This window comes from Paenibacillus sp. FSL K6-1566 (assembly GCF_038050475.1).
Classification (GTDB): Bacteria; Bacillota; Bacilli; order Paenibacillales; family Paenibacillaceae; genus Paenibacillus_AQ; species Paenibacillus_AQ lactis.
The window spans coordinates 5,110,200-5,126,307 of record NZ_JBBOSR010000001.1 but is presented as its reverse complement, the minus strand read 5'-3'; the positions used below and the strand labels follow the sequence as shown (position 1 = coordinate 5,126,307).

Annotated in this window: 19 protein-coding genes; 8 read left to right on the top strand and 11 right to left on the bottom strand. The window is 52.5% G+C overall.

The genetic code is table 11. From position 1 onward, the window contains the following. The first annotated feature begins 60 nt into the window (after nt 1–60). Together NST08_RS22735 and NST08_RS22730 are read left to right on the top strand one after the other, a co-directional pair. Nucleotides 61–915, top strand: coding sequence for an MBL fold metallo-hydrolase (locus tag NST08_RS22735; RefSeq protein WP_007127326.1), 855 nt, complete (start codon nt 61–63; stop codon nt 913–915). 126 nt (nt 916–1,041) lie between these two features. Beyond that, nucleotides 1,042–1,647, top strand: coding sequence for a YitT family protein (locus tag NST08_RS22730; RefSeq protein WP_210094395.1), 606 nt, complete (start codon nt 1,042–1,044; stop codon nt 1,645–1,647). A 141-nt stretch (nt 1,648–1,788) separates the two neighbouring features. Here the strand turns inward: NST08_RS22730 and NST08_RS22725 are convergent, their stop codons facing one another. The 3 genes from NST08_RS22725 to NST08_RS22715 form a co-directional block, all read right to left on the bottom strand. Then, on the bottom strand, nt 1,789–2,451 hold the full coding sequence (locus tag NST08_RS22725; RefSeq protein ID WP_007127328.1) for a bifunctional 2-keto-4-hydroxyglutarate aldolase/2-keto-3-deoxy-6-phosphogluconate aldolase: 663 nt from the start codon (nt 2,449–2,451) through the stop codon (nt 1,789–1,791). Nucleotides 2,452–2,540: 89 nt separating this feature from the next. Further along, the gene (locus NST08_RS22720) at nt 2,541–3,503 is read right to left on the bottom strand and encodes a sugar kinase (RefSeq protein ID WP_341342321.1); all 963 of its coding nucleotides are present in this window, start codon (nt 3,501–3,503) and stop codon (nt 2,541–2,543) included. A 176-nt stretch (nt 3,504–3,679) separates the two neighbouring features. Then, nucleotides 3,680–3,886: a DUF1657 domain-containing protein gene (locus NST08_RS22715; protein ID WP_007127330.1), complete on the bottom strand. Its 207-nt coding sequence runs from the start codon at nt 3,884–3,886 to the stop codon at nt 3,680–3,682. 163 nt (nt 3,887–4,049) lie between these two features. Here NST08_RS22715 and NST08_RS22710 point away from each other — a divergent pair, with 163 nt between their 5' ends. After that, nucleotides 4,050–4,910 (top strand): DUF421 domain-containing protein, encoded by an 861-nt coding sequence (locus tag NST08_RS22710; RefSeq protein ID WP_007127331.1) that lies wholly within the window; start codon nt 4,050–4,052, stop codon nt 4,908–4,910. A gap of 175 nt (nt 4,911–5,085) precedes the next feature. Here the strand turns inward: NST08_RS22710 and NST08_RS29960 are convergent, their stop codons facing one another. The 5 genes from NST08_RS29960 to NST08_RS22690 all read right to left on the bottom strand — a co-directional run bounded on the left by NST08_RS29960 (nt 5,086) and on the right by NST08_RS22690 (nt 9,425). Beyond that, nucleotides 5,086–5,169, bottom strand: a complete 84-nt coding sequence (locus tag NST08_RS29960) for a putative holin-like toxin (RefSeq protein WP_223260591.1) — start codon at nt 5,167–5,169, stop codon at nt 5,086–5,088. A gap of 293 nt (nt 5,170–5,462) precedes the next feature. After that, nucleotides 5,463–6,560 carry a GerAB/ArcD/ProY family transporter gene (locus tag NST08_RS22705; protein ID WP_341342320.1) on the bottom strand — a complete coding sequence of 366 codons (1,098 nt, stop codon included), beginning with the start codon at nt 6,558–6,560 and terminating at the stop codon, nt 5,463–5,465. A 23-nt stretch (nt 6,561–6,583) separates the two neighbouring features. Further along, the gene (locus NST08_RS22700) at nt 6,584–6,778 is read right to left on the bottom strand and encodes a hypothetical protein (RefSeq protein ID WP_007127333.1); all 195 of its coding nucleotides are present in this window, start codon (nt 6,776–6,778) and stop codon (nt 6,584–6,586) included. 14 nt (nt 6,779–6,792) lie between these two features. Further along, entirely contained in the window at nt 6,793–7,962 is a 1,170-nt protein-coding gene (locus NST08_RS22695) for a Ger(x)C family spore germination protein (protein ID WP_341342319.1), read from the bottom strand. Further along, nucleotides 7,959–9,425 carry a spore germination protein gene (locus NST08_RS22690; RefSeq protein WP_007127335.1) on the bottom strand — a complete coding sequence of 489 codons (1,467 nt, stop codon included), beginning with the start codon at nt 9,423–9,425 and terminating at the stop codon, nt 7,959–7,961. The genes NST08_RS22695 and NST08_RS22690 overlap by 4 nt, the downstream gene beginning before the upstream one ends. A 316-nt stretch (nt 9,426–9,741) precedes the next feature. On the opposite strand from NST08_RS22690, the gene NST08_RS22685 reads away from it, so the two are divergent. Together NST08_RS22685 and NST08_RS22680 are read left to right on the top strand one after the other, a co-directional pair. Next, entirely contained in the window at nt 9,742–10,443 is a 702-nt protein-coding gene (locus tag NST08_RS22685; RefSeq protein WP_034272211.1) for an RNA polymerase sigma factor, read from the top strand. 99 nt (nt 10,444–10,542) lie between these two features. Beyond that, on the top strand, nt 10,543–10,917 hold the full coding sequence (locus tag NST08_RS22680) for a VOC family protein (protein WP_028403828.1): 375 nt from the start codon (nt 10,543–10,545) through the stop codon (nt 10,915–10,917). A 199-nt stretch (nt 10,918–11,116) separates the two neighbouring features. On the opposite strand, the gene NST08_RS22675 is transcribed toward NST08_RS22680, so the two are convergent. Further along, nucleotides 11,117–11,260 carry a hypothetical protein gene (locus NST08_RS22675; RefSeq protein WP_198031509.1) on the bottom strand — a complete coding sequence of 48 codons (144 nt, stop codon included), beginning with the start codon at nt 11,258–11,260 and terminating at the stop codon, nt 11,117–11,119. Between the two features lie 254 nt (nt 11,261–11,514). On the opposite strand from NST08_RS22675, the gene NST08_RS22670 reads away from it, so the two are divergent. Together NST08_RS22670 and fabV are read left to right on the top strand one after the other, a co-directional pair. Further along, nucleotides 11,515–12,282, top strand: a complete 768-nt coding sequence (locus NST08_RS22670; protein ID WP_341342318.1) for an exodeoxyribonuclease III — start codon at nt 11,515–11,517, stop codon at nt 12,280–12,282. A gap of 241 nt (nt 12,283–12,523) precedes the next feature. Then, the gene (fabV, locus tag NST08_RS22665; protein WP_341342317.1) at nt 12,524–13,714 is read left to right on the top strand and encodes an enoyl-ACP reductase FabV; all 1,191 of its coding nucleotides are present in this window, start codon (nt 12,524–12,526) and stop codon (nt 13,712–13,714) included. Nucleotides 13,715–13,762: 48 nt separating this feature from the next. Here fabV and NST08_RS22660 read toward each other — a convergent pair whose 3' ends face one another. Continuing rightward, nucleotides 13,763–14,455: an effector binding domain-containing protein gene (locus NST08_RS22660; protein WP_341342316.1), complete on the bottom strand. Its 693-nt coding sequence runs from the start codon at nt 14,453–14,455 to the stop codon at nt 13,763–13,765. A gap of 92 nt (nt 14,456–14,547) precedes the next feature. Here NST08_RS22660 and NST08_RS22655 point away from each other — a divergent pair, with 92 nt between their 5' ends. After that, nucleotides 14,548–15,039, top strand: a complete 492-nt coding sequence (locus NST08_RS22655) for a GyrI-like domain-containing protein (RefSeq protein ID WP_144877826.1) — start codon at nt 14,548–14,550, stop codon at nt 15,037–15,039. 175 nt (nt 15,040–15,214) lie between these two features. Here the strand turns inward: NST08_RS22655 and NST08_RS22650 are convergent, their stop codons facing one another. Beyond that, entirely contained in the window at nt 15,215–16,069 is an 855-nt protein-coding gene (locus NST08_RS22650; RefSeq protein ID WP_210094390.1) for an AraC family transcriptional regulator, read from the bottom strand. Nucleotides 16,070–16,108: the final 39 nt, after the last annotated feature.

Below are 16,108 nucleotides of genomic sequence, written 5' to 3'. Positions count from 1 at the left end.
TAAGCAGAAGCATCTGTGCTCACCGTTTGTTGCAACATCAACCGAAGGGAGAGGGGACAAGTGAATGGACGTCATAACGGCCATGGACGAACACCGGAGCAGCTGATCGGGGAGATGAATCGAACATCCGCTCCGCACGGAATGGCTGCGGTTTGGTTTTTGGGACAGGAGAGCGTTGTAATTAAAGGCGGGGAGACCGTTATTTATATCGATCCTTATCTGTCCGACGAGCTGGAGCGGAAGAGCGACCTCCAGCGGGCTTTTCCAGCTCCGCTTAAGCCGCAGCATGTTACGAATGCCAATGTGGTGCTGATTACGCATGAGCACGATGATCATATGGACCTGGGGACGATCTCGGTTATCGCCAAGAATAACCCGGACACCCGCTTTGTCGCGCCGGCAATCTGTCATGAGGCGATGCGAGACGCAGGAGTTGCCGAAGACCGGCTGCTGGCTGCCGCGTGCGACCAATGGCAGGAGCTTGAGGGCTTCCGCTTGATGGCGGTGCCGGCGGCTCATGAAGTGCTTGAGGAGGATCGGGTGCTGGGACACCGGTATGTCGGGTATTTGATTGATATTTCGGGCGTGCTAATGTATCATGCTGGCGATACCGTCGTTTACCCGGGTCTTGTTGAGCGGCTGCGGAATCACGCGATTGACATCGGCATGGTGCCGATCAACGGGGGAGACGCCTTCCGTAGGCAGGATGGGATCGTGGGCAATATGGGCTTCCGTGAGGCGGCTGAGCTTGCTGCAGCAGCGGGCTTCGAGCTGACGATCCCACTCCACTATGACGTATTCCCGTGGAACGGGGAAAGACCGGGGCATTTTATCGATTACTGTTATGAGAACCATCCCTACATGAAGACCAAAGTGATGGCGCGAACGGAACGATTGATTTATGTCAAGGCGTAGCCCTTCGTACAGGTGGTTTTGCGCTTATAGAGTGGAATTTTTTTGAAATCAACAAGGATAAGGCCGCAATTTTTCGATTTGACGAGCATATAAATGAGACATGCCTTATAAATGGAGCTGTTGGATATGCTGTCATTTCGAAAACATGTCATCATCGTGATCGGAAGCTTCCTGATCGCGATGGGGACCAATTTCTTTCTTGTCCCGCAAAAAGTGCTGGATGGCGGCGTGATCGGTATTGCTCTCATTGCTAATTATGTGTTTGACCTACATATCGGCTTTGTCATCATCTTGTGCAGTGTCCCCATATTCATTGCGGCTTGGGTCCTTAATCGTGAAATATTTTACAACAGCTTATCAGGCATGCTGATCTCTTCGTTTGTCATCGATTTGCTGTCCCCGTATCAAGGGGATGTATTGCGTGTGTTTGCCCCCGGCGCCATACCCAGCGCCATGATTGGCGGCGCTCTGATCGGGACAGGCCTTGGTCTGATGCTAAGAAATGACGCAAGTACGGGGGGAACGGACCTGCTGGCGCATTTTCTGTCCAAGTATGTGCCTCTGAATGTCGGAATCATCATTCTGCTGATGGATGCGGTGATCATCGGCATCGGAGGTGCTGTTCTCTCAGGCAATACGTTTGTTAACTCCATCTTCACGATCTTGTCTGGGGGCGTGGCAACCGGGCTTTGTACGCTAAAGCATGGTCATCGAAGAACGAGAAGGTTATGATCGGCGTGCTTCAACAAGCACTGCGGGAACGGCGCTTCTGAATGCACGCAGCAAGCCGTCGGCGGGGAAGAGAAGAGGGGACATCATCTAAAAAAGGACTGCCACAGCGAATGCGCGGCAGTCCTTTTGCATACGTACAAGTTAGGCCTTGGTCTTCTTGAATGCATCGATATATGCACGGGCCTTCTCCGAAATCAGATCAAGGTTGCCGCTCTTCATCGCATCCTTGGTTAAATCTGAACCGATTCCGACTGCAAATGCACCGGCCTTGATCCATTCATGGAGGTTATCGAGGTTCACCCCGCCGGTAGGCATAATGTTCGCCTGCGGGAGCGGGCCCTTAAGGGATGGGATCACGGATGGCGAGTACAGATTGCCCGGGAACAGCTTAATGACATCCACACCGAGCTCTAGGGAGGCGACAATGTCATGTACGGTGACGGCCCCCGGCATTACCGGAACGCGGTAGCGGTTGCAGAGCATGATGGTGTCCCGGTCAAAGCCAGGGGATACGACAAACTCCGCACCGGCCAGGATGGTCAGTCTTGCGGTTTCCGAGTCCAGCACGGTGCCGGCGCCAATGATGGCATAATTGTCGGCTTGCGGATCCTCCGAGGAATACATTTTTGCCAGCCGGGTGATTGCTTCGGTGGCGAACGGAACGGTCATCGTCACTTCGATCACTTTGATACCGCCTTCAATGGCACGCTGGGCGACCTCGACGACTTCTTCCGGCGAGTCCCCGCGAAGCACCGCCACGACGCCGGCATCATGAATTTGTTGGATCAGTCTGAGTTTCTTCATAGTAACACTCCTATCGGTTATTAAATGAATGGATCAAGGCCTAGCGTAAACACTGCTGGAGTGGAAAGACGTAAAACAGCCTATGCCTCTTAACGCTCGATGTGGGCGGCTTGTCCGCGGCGCTGCAGCACTTCGTCCCAAGTCGGAAGGGCTTCCCAGTCGCCTGGAGCCTGGATAACCATCGATCCGGTCAGACCGCCTAACGAGAGCGCTTCCTCCGGCGACCAGCCCTTAGCAACTCCGGCGAGGAAGCCGGCACAGAACCCGTCTCCAGCACCTACCGTATCGACGACCTGGCCCACTTTCTCAAACGGAAGGGAATACGTCTGTTCTCTGTGCACAATCACATTGCTTCCGTTGAAGCTTTTGATTATGCTCATCCCCGGCAGCTTCCGGAGCTGCTCGGTAATGACCTCTTCATCCTCGGTCTCAAACAACAGCTTGCATTCGTCATATCCAGGAAGGAAATAATCGCAGGAAGCCGCAAGCTCCAGCAAGACGGGACGAGCCTCCTCTATGCTCCACAGCTTGAGTCGCAGGTTCGGATCAAAGCTGATCCGGACGCCATGCTCCTTGCATAGGGATACCACATGCCGGATCGTTTCCAGGCAGCTGCCGCTTAGGGCAGCAGTGATGCCGGTGATATGAACGATCTTAGCTTGTGCTATGTATTCGGCATCCACATGCGCAGGGGTCATCCTGCTTGCCGCAGAGTCCTTGCGGTAGTAGTAAACGGAGGACTGTCCGCGAACGGTCTGCCGCAGCATAATTCCTGTCGGCGCTTCATCGGTCTGGGTAGCCCTTGAAACGTCGACCCCCTCTCCCCGAAGCGTTTTCAAAATGCCGGTGCCGACCGGATCGCGACCGAGTCTGCCGAACCAGCCTGCCGTGCACTCAAGCCGCGCAAGACCGATTGCAAGGTTGCTCTCCGCACCGCCGAAGGACTGGGCCATGCTTCCTCCTTGGCCGATGCCCCGGGGCCCTTCCGGATAAAATAATCCCATCGACTCGCCGAATGTGATGACATCCAGCTTTGGTGTGTCACTCGTCATACATGCTGCCCCCTTTATAAACAATACCATTATTTTAACACTTTACCTTGCCATGGGGGATAACTCAATATCAAAGTTCCCAACATAATAAACAACCCCCTGACCGTGAATGGTCCGGGGGTGAGCTTCGGCCAAGACGCCGAATCCTATTTAGATGTTTTGTTGATGCGGGAGATTTAGAAGCCTTTGTATTGAGGCTCCTCCTGTTCAAGCTGCTGCACGCGCTGAGCTACTTGGTCTACGATCTGCTGGGTTTGCTGAGCCGCTTGGGTGAACATGTTCTTAGCGTTCTCATCCTGTGTGGACAGAGCAAACTGCTCAAGGCTGGCTTGCGCGCTTTTCAAGGAAGAGAGGCAGGTTTTGACATCGGATGCTACGGTCATGGTTCGTTATCACTCCTTTCTTGAACTAATGTACACATTTCGGCCAGGAACATGCGTTTAAGACGGACAGGAAAATAGTGGCGTGATTTCATAGCGTACTTTTGTCCATAATTTATAAAGATGATATATCGCGACAACCCATCAAGGATTGGAGGGCACTCTTATGCCGCAATGGCTGGAAATTATCCTACGGACGCTGTGTGCTGTAATTGTTCTGTTTTTGCTGACCAAAGCCCTTGGTAAACGGCAGGTTACGCAGCTGTCCTTTTTCGAATACTTAACGGGAATTACGATCGGCAGCTTGGCTGCTTACATCTCGCTCGATTTGGAAGCCAATTGGTATCTTGGACTGATTGCCCTGGGAGTGTGGGTGCTCTGCTCTTTGCTGATTGAATACTCCCAAATGAAGAGCAAGAAGGTAAGGGATTTTATCGATTTTAAAGCTACGGTGCTCATCAAGGACGGCAAAGTTTTGGAAGACAATATGAAAAAAGAACGTTTGACATCCGATGATCTCATGCAGCAGCTGCGGAAGAAGGACATTTTCCAGATTGCTGACGTCGAATTTGCCATCATGGAGTCCAGCGGGGATATCACCGTGCTGCAGAAGCGTGATACGCTTCCGGTCACGCCGAAGGATTTGGGCGTTAAGATTGCCCCTGAAAAAATGCCGCAGGCGGTCATTATGGACGGTAAAATTTTGGATGAGCCGCTGCGCGTCATGGGGTTCAGCCAAAGCTGGCTTAAGGATGAACTGGACAAGCAGGGCGTCAAGCTCAAAGATGTGTACTTTGCACAAGTGGATACCTTTGGCGGATTGACCATTGATTTATATGACGACCAAATGCAGCAGCCCCAGAACCAGGAGAGAGCCTTACTGTTCGCGAATTTGAAGAAATGCCAGGCGGATCTGGAGCTGTTCAGCTTAAACACCAAGGACAAGGCGGCCAAGAAGATGTACGAGGAAAGCGCCAAAGAGATGGCCCGTATTCTGCAGGAGGTTAAGCCCATTCTGAATACTTGATAAAAAGATCTCCAGTCATAATGCCGCCGAAAACGGAATAGGATATTTTTGTGTATCACAAAACGGAGCCGGATGCCGCCGACTCCGGGGGTACAGCAGACACCGCTTACAGGGCGGCTGAATGCTTGCTCCTGCCCAGACACAAGAAATAGATTCATCTTCCTGAGGGATGGGTCTATTTCTTATTATGGAAAGCAAGGATCGAAACGACCAGAGTGGCGAACGAAATCATTAGAGCCAATGCTTCATTCACGCCCATGCCTATCACCTCCCGCTGCCACCCTTGTTTGCTGGTTCTACTGTACTATATAATATGCCAATTTCTTACAATAAAAGAACTATTTTCGGGAAGCGCTTTCATGAAAAATTCTAATTTTTGTTAAATTTTTCGGTACAACCAGCGGTAGATCAAGCGATTGATGGTAACATGCATTCATCCGCCGAGATTCATAGGGCTTGCCGTTTACAAAATGGAAGGGAGGTAGCATCCGCCTCCCACCTATCTATCTATTTTGTTTATCCGGGTGTTACTAACGACCAGCGGTCATAAGATCATGCTGCATTTCGCCGCTGTCGCCTTCCTCTGCGAAAAAGGGAGGCGATCCAATACAGGATCGGAATGCATTCGACGAGAAGGAAAAACGCAATCATCGAGGAAGAACTAAAATCCTGCTGGAACAGGACCGGGTTCTTGGAATATTGGAACGCCAGGATAGAGCCTGTTCCGCCGATCACCGCAATCAGCGTGGCGTCCATTTCCTTTAGCGCAAGCAGCTTGGCAAGGCACCGGACACTGATATGGATCAGGAATGCGCTATGCAGGAACATGGAACTGCTCCACAATCCGATCATGAACGGATCGGAATTGCCGTGGAACCCTTTTCCCGCCCGCAGCAATTCCACGAGCGGGTACTGCAGCTCCCGGCCGATATAGGGGCCGAAGCTTAGCAGGGAGGAGGCCCACTGGAGCAATACGCCAAGTGCAACCATTGCGCTTGCGGCCGCAAGGTTTCGGAATGCCTTCCGATCGATTTGAAGGTAAGGGGCGAGGAACAGAAACACGACCCATTCCGCGATATAGGCGAGGGTGGTCAGCGAATCCTTAAAGACGTCCCCGTAGTTATGATGTCTGTACATGGCGGGTACCATATTGAAGTCCGCATCTTGGAAAAAAAACATGTTCATGAGCAAAATCGTCAGCACAATGACAATGAACAGCCCGTCGGAGATATAAACTAGCGTCTCCATCCCCCAACGCGCGGTAAGGGTGACGACGAGGCCGACGATCAAGATGATGAACCATTGCGGCGTCTCCCGCATGTAATTGGTGTCGAAGAATAGGGTAAAGCCCTCGATATCGAGCCCGATATAATTGACGGACCAGAAGAGAATCAGCAAGATGATCGGATAGTGGATCCATTTTCCCAGCAGGTCCTGGCCGAAGTCGATCCAGGAGCGGTCGGGATCCCAGCGCCCAACCTTGACGGTGAACCATAGAAGGATCAAGTTGGCGCCCCATCCAATCAGGATGGCCATCCATCCCAAGTACGCCGAGCCCCACAGCAGAGGGGTAACTAAAAATCCTGTCGGGATCGCATTCAGGTATACGAAGGCGAATCGGAACAATTGCCAAGGGGTTTTATTCACCATCGCGAAAAGGGCTCCTTTCAAAGTTATTGGTCAAGCCAGCCAAAAGCAAAGCGAATCAGCTGGTTCGGGGTCGGCCATCCGTTCATCCAAAGCGCGAACGCGCTCCATATCGACATGACGACAATCAGAGCGAGCACCGTCCATTTCTCGCGGCCCGGCTTTTGCCTAGCAACGAACCATTCCAGTAGGGAATACGCTAAAAACACAAAGAATAACATCCCCTGATGCCTCCTTATTCAGGCTTGGATTTGAGCACGGAACCGAAATTACGGACCTTGACGTCCGCTACGATCTCGATTACAGCCTCGTTGGCATATGCCTGGGACCAGTTACTTCGAACCTTCTCCCAATAATCGGGATAGTTCCAGTCAAGGAGCATGCCGAGCTGCAGGATGTCGGCGCGTTCCCTTTGAGAGGTGCGTATGGCCGTTGCCAGGTGCTCCTTGATCACCTCGTTCAATTCCCGTTCGATGGCATATTTGGCGGATAGCGAATCCGTCTGAATGCCGTTCCTCTTGAATATGACATCGCCGATTCCTTTTAGCTTGATCGTAAACACGGGACGGCCGTCCACCAACCTTACCGACTTCTTCGCCCGGTTTTGGATTAGATACACGCTCGCTTTTCCGGATTTATCCCAGCTCACCGTGTATAAAGAACCCCTTAGCTGATTTTCAGCCCAGCTGATCGTCAGCGAAGGCTCTAGCGGAAGGGTGGTACGAAGCCTGTGATCTTGAAATAGCGCGGTTCCATGAACGCCGACCCAAGGCTCCGGCTTGCCCTGATCGGCGATCATGGGCTTCATGCCGGCGCTCAAATAGGTCAGCGCATAGCCCTGGTTGGCCGATGCCGCGACGAGGCAATCCAGAAAAGTCGTGCCGATGACGTTATGCTGATCGCCTATCCGGGCCAGAACTTCGGAAGGCATTTGCTCGAAGCCGGGGGTCAGGGAGGCTACTTGTGTCGCCTTTCCCGGTGCTACGAACAGGTAGGTATCGAGGTCCGTCGTCGGCTCCCGCTGAAACCAGTCCATCAGATCGTGCAAGCCGTCCTCTGCATAACGATGACCAACCACGACGGCTCGTGTATGGCTGAAGTCGAAGCGACGAGTCAAATCCCGCTGAATTAAACTCAGTGCATCCTGAACGGTAACGGAGCTTTTGGTAACCATCGCATACGGATCCCCGCTTGCTTGGCCCCCTGCCTGGGAACCTGAAGTCAGCCGGTTAGGCAGCGGGGCGCTGATCGTAACCTCGACGGTATTAGGCTGCTTCCCTTTGTCGATGTACATCGCAAACACGAAAGTCTGTTCGTTGATTTCGACTTTGGTCATCATGAATCCGCAGCCGGCAAGGGTGAAGAGCGGCGTTATGACCAGGAGAAGTAGGACTAACGCTCTCATGGCTTTTGTCTCCTTGTGTTGTTTCCAGAAGCATAGGTTTTCGGACGCTTCTTCATCATTTTGGAAGGAGCCCTGAAAAACGCGTCTTTCCAATCTGACCGGATCAGGGGAGCAATGGGCTGCAAATAGGGCGTTCCGAACGATTTCAGGGAAGCCATATGGCCGTACACCAGAAATGCAGCTGCGAATACGCCGATGAGCCCGAGCGTTCCTCCCAGAATCAGGATCGGGAAGCGCAGAAGGCGGAAAGCCAGCCCGAGCTCAAAATTAGGAATGATGTAAGAAGCGATGCCCGTAATCGATACGACGATAACCATCGGGTTGGAGACGATGCCGGCCTCGACCGCCGCTTGTCCGATGACGATTGCTCCGATAATGGAGATCGTCTGGCCGACGGGTTTCGGAATGCGGGTGCCCGCCTCCCTAAGCGCTTCAAACGTCAGCTCCATAATGAGCGCTTCCGCCAGCGCCGTGAACGGAATATTCTCCCTTGACGCCGAGATCGTGATCAACAGATCGGTCGGAATGATGGAGGGCTGGAATGTCGTGATGGCCACATACAAGGAAGGCATCAGCAGGGACATGAGTCCGAACGCGAACCGGACAAGCCGAATCCAGCTTGAGGAGTAGAAGCTGTGGTAGTAATCCTCGGACGATTGCAGCAGCGACATCAAGGTTACCGGTACGATGAGAGCCGACGGCGTCCCGTCCTGCATGATGCCCACCCGGCCTTCGAGGAGCGATGCCGCTACCGAGTCGGGACGCTCCGTATATTGGAACTGGGGAAACGGAGACCGTACCCCTTCCTTCATCTGCTCAGATAAGGTGCTGATCCCGAATGTTCCGTCAATATCGATCGCAGCGAGATGCTGATTGACCTCCTGTACAACCTCCGGCTTGGCCAATCCTTCGATATAAACCATATACACGGCTTTTTTGGTATACCTTCCAATTTGGAATCGGATCGTCTTCAGGTCGGGGTGCCTGATTTTGTGGCGCAGCAGCGATAGATTGGTGCTGATATCCTCGATAAAAGCTTCCTGAGGGCCATTCACGACCAGCTCGTTCTGGGATTCGGATACGGCTCTTTTCTGATACAACACAATATCGAACAGGTAAGCTTCCGCGGTCTCCTCGATAAGAAGAACCGCGCTGCCCTCGACGATCGCGTTGGCAATATGCTCTGCTGAATCGGAGCGTTCGAATGGAATCGACAGCAAATCTCCCCGGTCCAGCCGGTCGATAAAATCATCGAAATGATGCTCAACCTTGGCCGATTCCTTAAGCAAAGGGGTGACGATATGCCCGTGCAAGGAGCTAAAGTCAATGATGGGCCCTATAAATATCAACGTGCAGTCAGACCCATGAAGCCTCAAGGACTGATAGCTTACATCCCCGCAGCCGGAAAGCCGGCTTTTGACATTCTCAAGCAGTTCGCTCTTTACATTGGCACTGGATCTCATCTATGCTCCCTCCCTTTCAGATTAGTAAGAGTAAAGAATGAGTGAATGATTGGGCATTGCCGCCGATTGAGGGCGATATCCGTGGATCATGGAGAGATTTGTTCTTAGGATGCCGTACTCTTAGCAACTTATACCTGAACTTCCAGAGAAGTTGACGCATGAAAAATGCACGTTTTGTTGATTGCGGTGTTAACCGGGCAGGCGGCTCTTGATGGAAGGGGCTTTTACCGCATTTTTCGTTTATAAGTAACTGCATCCGAAATTTGTGCAGGAAAACTTCAGCTTCCAGAGAACTTAGTTAGCGAGGTGGGCTGTGATGTCAAAATATGCGCTGGATGTACCCGCTCTTCAGGCCAAGCTGCATCAATACTGTCTGCATGTGACCGGGGAACGCTGGGAAGCTGAAGATCTTCTGCAGGAAACGATGATCAAAGTGATGCGGGCGGTTGAAATCAAGCCTGATCGGCCAATTACCAATGCCTATTTATATCGAATAGCAAGCAATGCATGGAAAGACCGATTGAGGAAAGAGAAATCCGTCAAGAGCGTTACGGATGAGGAGCTGAAGGACAGACCCGGCGAGGATGGCGGATTATCAACGAGGGAGCTTCTGGAGACATTAGCAGACCGGTTATCTCCACGCGCGATTGTCATTTTGCTGCTGATGGACGTGCTGGATTTCACAGCCGGGGAAACGGCTGATTTTCTCTCCATGTCGGAAGGGACGGTACAAGTGTCGCTCGGCCGTGCACGGGCCAGGCTGAGAAAGCTGCACCAGCTGCAGCAGGCAGGCATTGAAGCTAAGCCGGAAGTGAGGACCCATGCGGATGCAGCCGAAGGGCTGGATATGGACGCGCTCGTGGACGCTTTCCGGAGAAGGGATCCGAAAGCGATCTGTGCTTCATACCTCCAATTGACCAAGCTGCGCATCCGAATCAGCAGATTGAGACGGGTTCGCGGTTCTCTTGCATTTTATATGGAGGATCCGGACGGGAATGTGTGGATGATTACGGAGTAAGCACGTTTTTTTGGGGAGGATTGTTTGGTTCTAACGTGAAATATCGTTATTTAGGTGTTGGAATACAATCATACTCGTATTGAGAGAGGAGAATGGAGATTGGTCAAACCCCCATTGTACGGCGTGGGTATCTTTGTGCCGGTGAGTGATTTGAATCGTTCTGCGGCATGGTATGCCCAGATGCTGGGACTCGAGATCATACATAGGGATGAACCCGAAGCGATTGTCATGCGAATGAACGATGAGAAAGTGAGCTTTTGTCTGGTGCGTTCCGATGAGGTAAAGCAGCCGGTGTTTCCTAAAAATAATTACGGTGTAGGACAGTATTTCAACATTCATGCCACGGATGTTGAAGGAATGCATCGGCAGCTGAAGGCCAAGGGAGCGGATGTGGGCGATATTGAGGATTTTGACGGGATCAAAGGATTCTCCCTGACGGACCCCGACGGCAACCGGTACGGCATAACAGCTTAACTAAACGGGAACGGCGGTACATGCAAAGACAGGAAAGCTGGCTCTAAATTAAAAAAGATAAATACCGCGACAGCAACAAAACACCCGCTGCATTGCAAGGGACGGCTCCCCGTTTGTAAGACAGGGAGCCATACACCTTAGCAAGGACGGGTGTTTTTGCTATTGAATTATAAGGAATGCATGTTGGCGATATCCATCGCTAGTCCTGATCCCGGCAGTGCTCCTCGGCCGCCGAAGTAAACTCTTCGTCATTCTCGTTTGCCAGCTTATCGCCGTATTGATCCAATCGTTCAGGACTGCTGGACGGACCATCGTTCTTAGGTTTACTGTTTCTTCCTGTCATGCTGTACTCCTCCTTGTGCGAAATATCCATCGATTGCGGGCGCTTCGAATAAGCGAAACGATCGCAAACGTTTATGTTGTTCCAGTTTTGGTGCGGGATTATGCACTGGAAAGCTCCCTTTTTCGCTCATGATGTTTAAATGAATGCGTAAAGCTGCCTTGTCCCTTCCTGCCGAGACATGATACCATTATAGAATTTAGTAGATTCATAGATTCAAAAAACGAAAACGATATAGATACCATGGAGGTTGCGATATGAAGCTAGTGTCATGGAATGTCAACGGGCTGCGTGCCTGTGTGAATAAAGGCTTTCTCGATTATTTCAAGCAGACGGATGCGGATATATTTTGCGTGCAGGAAACAAAGCTTCAAGAGGGGCAGATCGAGCTTGAGTTAGGCTCCGACTATCGCCAGTACTGGAACTACGCCCAGAAGAAGGGATACTCGGGAACGGCCGTGTTCACCCGATTGGAGCCGTTGTCCGTCCGGTACGGGATCGAGGAAGACGAGGAGCCGGAAGGAAGAATCATTACGCTGGAGTTTCAACAATTCTACCTGGTGAACGTCTATACGCCGAACGCCAAACGTGACCTGAGCCGGCTTGCGTACCGGCTGGAGTGGGAGGAACGGTTCCGCCGTTACTTGCAGGAGCTGGATGCGGTCAAGCCGGTCATTATTTGCGGCGATTTGAACGTCGCCCACCAGGAGATCGACCTGAAGAACGCGAAGTCCAATCTCGGCAATTCAGGCTTTACACTGGAGGAGCGCGGGAAGATGACCGATCTGCTCGCAGCAGGCTTTATCGATTCATTCCGATTCTTTTATCCGGACAGGACGGATGTATACAGCTGGTGGTCGTATATGGCCAAGGTCAGGGAACGGAACATCGGCTGGCGAATTGATTATTTCCTCGTATCGGCCCGATTGTCCGAGAAGCTGGTCGATGCCGAAATCGATTGTCATGTGCTGGGCAGCGATCATTGCCCGGTTCGGCTGACGGTCAGCGAGGAACTGAAGGCGTAAGCCCGGAAGAAGGAATAATAAGATTCGGCCAGGCTGCATAGCATGGTAGTAGTAATCAGCCAAGTACCTCTCTTTTAATGAATGGCGGGGGCAAATCCCCGATCGATTTTAGAAGGGGGGTATTTTATTTTTGCCGTCAAAAGGTTTCCTCTTTGAAAAAAACAGTTACAATAGAAAGGGACAATCGGGATACATACGTATCATTTGAAACGATAATGAGTGTAAAGAGAGGAACTAAATCATGATTATTAAACCTAGAACACGCGGATTTATTTGCACGACGTCGCACCCTGTCGGCTGCGCAGCGCAGGTTCAGGAGCAGATCGATTACGTGCTGAAACAGCCTGGCATACAAGGTCCCCGTAATGTACTTGTGATCGGGGCATCCACCGGATACGGATTGTCGGCGAGAATCGCCGCTGCGTTTGGTGCACGGGCAAACACGGTAGGAGTATATCGTCCGAGCCAGGGAACCGAGAAGCGCACCGCTTCGGCAGGCTGGTACAACTCGGCTGCTTTTGAGCAGGCAGCGGAGGCGGCGGGACTGAAGTCCTTCAGCGTAACCGGCGATGCATTCACGGAGGAGACCAAGGCGAAGACGGTCGAGCTGATCAAGAAGGAGCTTGGAGAGGTAGATCTGGTCGTTTACAGCGTGGCCTCCGCGCGCCGGACGCTGCCGCGGACCGGAGAGACGGTCAGCTCCGTCCTGAAGCCGATCGGCCAATCCTACACGAATAAAACGGTCAATTTCCATACGGGAGAAGTTACTCAAGTAACGATTGAGCCGGCTACCGAAGAGGAAGTTCGAAATACCGTCGAGGTCATGGGCGGCGAGGACTGGGAGCTGTGGATCCAGGCGCTGTCGGAAGGAGGCGTGCTGGCGGACAATGCCACCACGATTGCGTTCTCTTATATTGGCTCCGAGATTACGAAGGCGATCTACCGGGACGGGTCCATCGGTCAAGCGAAGGATCATCTGGAGGATACCGCACTGAAGCTAAACGAGGCGCTCGCGGGTCGCGGAGGCCGCGCTTACGTGACGGTCAGCAAAGCGCTGGTTACGCAGTCAAGCTCGGCGATTCCGATCGTGCCGTTGTATGTTTCCGCTTTGTACAAGGTGATGAAGGAGAAGGGGCTGCATGAAGGCTGCATCGAGCAGATTTATCGTCTCTTCACTGACCGTTTGTACGCTGGGAAGGATGTTCCGGTCGACGAGAAAGGCCGGATTCGCATTGACGACTGGGAGCTTCGCGAGGACGTCCAGCAGGAGGTTGCTGAGCTGTGGAGCAAGGTCGACAGCGATAACATTGAAGAGCTGACGGATTTGGTGGGGTACCGCCGCGAGTTCTTCCAGCTGTTCGGATTTGAGACCGACGGCGTTGATTACGATGCAGACGTGAATCCGATCGTGGAGAATCCCAAAGCGATCTAGGTTCGTCCATGAACAGGCAGGCAGGCTCCCCGGAAGGGGAACTGCCTGCTATCTTTTTATCGGGATAAACATCCGGATGACCGAAGCATCGGCGTCGTCCCGACGTTCCAAGGCATAGCATCCGGGATCCGGATTCATGTCGAGCTGCTTCATCCGCTGCAGGACATACGCATAAGATTGGTCGATATCCTCCCTGTCCGAGCGGCCTTCATGCGTATACATCGCGTATTCCTGAGCCGGTATCGCCAGACTCACCATCCCTTCTGGAAGACTCCCCAGCGCCGTCACTTCGATACCGGCGACGTAATGATAGATTTGCTGCCGATTCATAACCGCGGCGACATAGGAAGGCCGGGGCGTGGTCCGGCGGTACGGGATTTCATGCAGGCGGCTGACGAGCTCCTGCCACAGCTTGGGTTTGAGGGTATGCGTCATATAGAAGGCGGTAAAGGGTGCTTTCATCTCCAAACCGACGATCAGGATCCCAGGCTTGACCACCCGCTTGACAGCTTCCGTGTCATGCTCTGCCAGCTCCCGCCGCTGGCGGGAAGTCAGGATGGAATAGCCGCCGTGCTTGCCCTCCGTTGCGTACAGCGGGACGCCCAGCTCGGACAGCTCATGGAGGTAGCGGAGCATGGTACGGTAGGAGACCGAAAACTCCTCGGCCATTTCGCCGACGGTGAAGCTCCGCTTCTCATAGACGTGCTGCATGACCTTGAGCATGCGTTCGGTTTTCGGCATGGAATCGATGCTCCTTTTTATTTCGTACTGTGACAAATTCTGTCATAGTTTCAGTATATAATGAATTTGTAAAAATGAAAGGAGGATATAGGATGAGCGCTCAGCAACGAAATGAGGCTGCGTTGACGACGAAGGAGGCATTTCAGGCGGTCGGCCTGAAATGGGAAGGAACGTTTGCGGATGCGGCCGCAGGAGGGATTCGCGCCGTTCATCGGCAGCTGCAGGAACGGCTTGAGGAAATTCCGCATGCCATACATAAGGACACGATGCTCGGTTTATCGTACCATGCGTTTCCGGGTGGAGAAGGCTTTATCCATTATGCGGCGGTTGAAGTGGAGAAGTTGGGCAAGGTTCCCGACGGCATGGTGACCGTGTCGGTTCCGACCCTGACCTATGCGGCTTGCCAGCACAGCAAGGAGCAGGCCATCGAGGCATCGTATACGAATATTTACAATTGGATTAAGGAACAAGGATATAAGGAATATAGTCCGGACCATTTAACCCATTTCGAGAAATATCCGATGAGCCAGGACCCGTACGACGATCATCCCGAATTTGTCATCATGATTCCGGTCGAGACGTAATCACCTCTGCCGTTCATCCTGATCCCGGTGTGCTGAGCATCTTGGTGCAGCAAAAACGAAAGGAGCAGCCGCAAGCGGGCTGCTCCTTTCGTGATATGCTCCTCACTTGCGGCCTTCCTTCGGCAAACGGATGGCCGCAATTATGCGTGCCGTGCTGCGGGCTGCAAGTTAAGGATTACTGCTTACGGATGATCGGGACCCATAACTCGTTCTTGTCCTCATCTGGCGGGAGATAGCACTCGATGGCCGGCAGCGGGGCAAGCTCATAGGCTTGGGACGGAATCCATTCGGAATACAGGCGTTTCCACATCTCCGCGATTTGGCCAGGGTCGCCCCCCATTTCAAATACGGCCCATGCGGAATCGGGAAACGAACGCTGAATAAGAGGCTCCGGCGGCGTTTGCTCGGACACAACCGATAAAATATAGCAGAACGTATCCTGCCGTCCGTAATCGCCGTCGGCACAGACGCCGAGGAATCCGCGGATCGGATGATCATGCCTTTTAAATGGCCACAGCTTGTGGAAGACATCCTCCTCCGCCGCTTCCTGCCACAATCGGGGGACGACATCATACGCATTCTGAGTGCTTACCTCTTTGGAATAGCCGATAATCGAAAACGCCGGTATTTCTTCAATCCTGTAATTCATTTCTGCCGCTCCTTTCATGGAAACTTGAAAGAAGATGCGGGGATAGTCCTTCAGCTTCGTTCCGGCAAGCCGGGCTGCGGAGGGAGTGGTTCCGTGCATGTTCTGGAATGCTCGCGCAAAAGCCTCCGGCGAGTCGTAGCCGTACTTCAGCGCGAGATCAACGATCTTGATGTCGCTGTTCTGAAGCTCATACGCCGCCAGCGTAAGTCTTCGCCTTCGTATGTATTCCGATAGCGTAACCTCCGCAATATACGGGAACATCCGCTGAAAATGATACACCGAGCAGCAGGCGATTCGTGCGGCTTCCGCGAAATTGATCTCTTCGGTGATATGCTCTTCCATATAACCGATCGCATCATTCATGCGCCGGACCCAATCCATCTGACCCATCTTCCTTTCATGATCCAATATAACGGAGTG

Coding starts and splice junctions, on each gene's coding strand:
- NST08_RS22650 (WP_210094390.1), bottom strand. CDS start 16,069: ATGGATTGGGTCCGGCGCATGAATGATGCGATCGGTTATATGGAAGAG.
- NST08_RS22655 (WP_144877826.1), top strand. CDS start 14,548: ATGAGCGCTCAGCAACGAAATGAGGCTGCGTTGACGACGAAGGAGGCA.
- NST08_RS22705 (WP_341342320.1), bottom strand. CDS start 6,560: ATGGTGAATAAAACCCCTTGGCAATTGTTCCGATTCGCCTTCGTATAC.
- NST08_RS22690 (WP_007127335.1), bottom strand. CDS start 9,425: ATGAGATCCAGTGCCAATGTAAAGAGCGAACTGCTTGAGAATGTCAAA.
- NST08_RS22670 (WP_341342318.1), top strand. CDS start 11,515: ATGAAGCTAGTGTCATGGAATGTCAACGGGCTGCGTGCCTGTGTGAAT.
- NST08_RS22660 (WP_341342316.1), bottom strand. CDS start 14,455: ATGCCGAAAACCGAACGCATGCTCAAGGTCATGCAGCACGTCTATGAG.
- NST08_RS22695 (WP_341342319.1), bottom strand. CDS start 7,962: ATGAGAGCGTTAGTCCTACTTCTCCTGGTCATAACGCCGCTCTTCACC.
- NST08_RS22720 (WP_341342321.1), bottom strand. CDS start 3,503: ATGACGAGTGACACACCAAAGCTGGATGTCATCACATTCGGCGAGTCG.
- fabV (WP_341342317.1), top strand. CDS start 12,524: ATGATTATTAAACCTAGAACACGCGGATTTATTTGCACGACGTCGCAC.
- NST08_RS22730 (WP_210094395.1), top strand. CDS start 1,042: ATGCTGTCATTTCGAAAACATGTCATCATCGTGATCGGAAGCTTCCTG.
- NST08_RS22700 (WP_007127333.1), bottom strand. CDS start 6,778: ATGTTATTCTTTGTGTTTTTAGCGTATTCCCTACTGGAATGGTTCGTT.
- NST08_RS29960 (WP_223260591.1), bottom strand. CDS start 5,169: ATGGGCGTGAATGAAGCATTGGCTCTAATGATTTCGTTCGCCACTCTG.
- NST08_RS22685 (WP_034272211.1), top strand. CDS start 9,742: ATGTCAAAATATGCGCTGGATGTACCCGCTCTTCAGGCCAAGCTGCAT.
- NST08_RS22675 (WP_198031509.1), bottom strand. CDS start 11,260: ATGACAGGAAGAAACAGTAAACCTAAGAACGATGGTCCGTCCAGCAGT.
- NST08_RS22715 (WP_007127330.1), bottom strand. CDS start 3,886: ATGACCGTAGCATCCGATGTCAAAACCTGCCTCTCTTCCTTGAAAAGC.
- NST08_RS22725 (WP_007127328.1), bottom strand. CDS start 2,451: ATGAAGAAACTCAGACTGATCCAACAAATTCATGATGCCGGCGTCGTG.
- NST08_RS22710 (WP_007127331.1), top strand. CDS start 4,050: ATGCCGCAATGGCTGGAAATTATCCTACGGACGCTGTGTGCTGTAATT.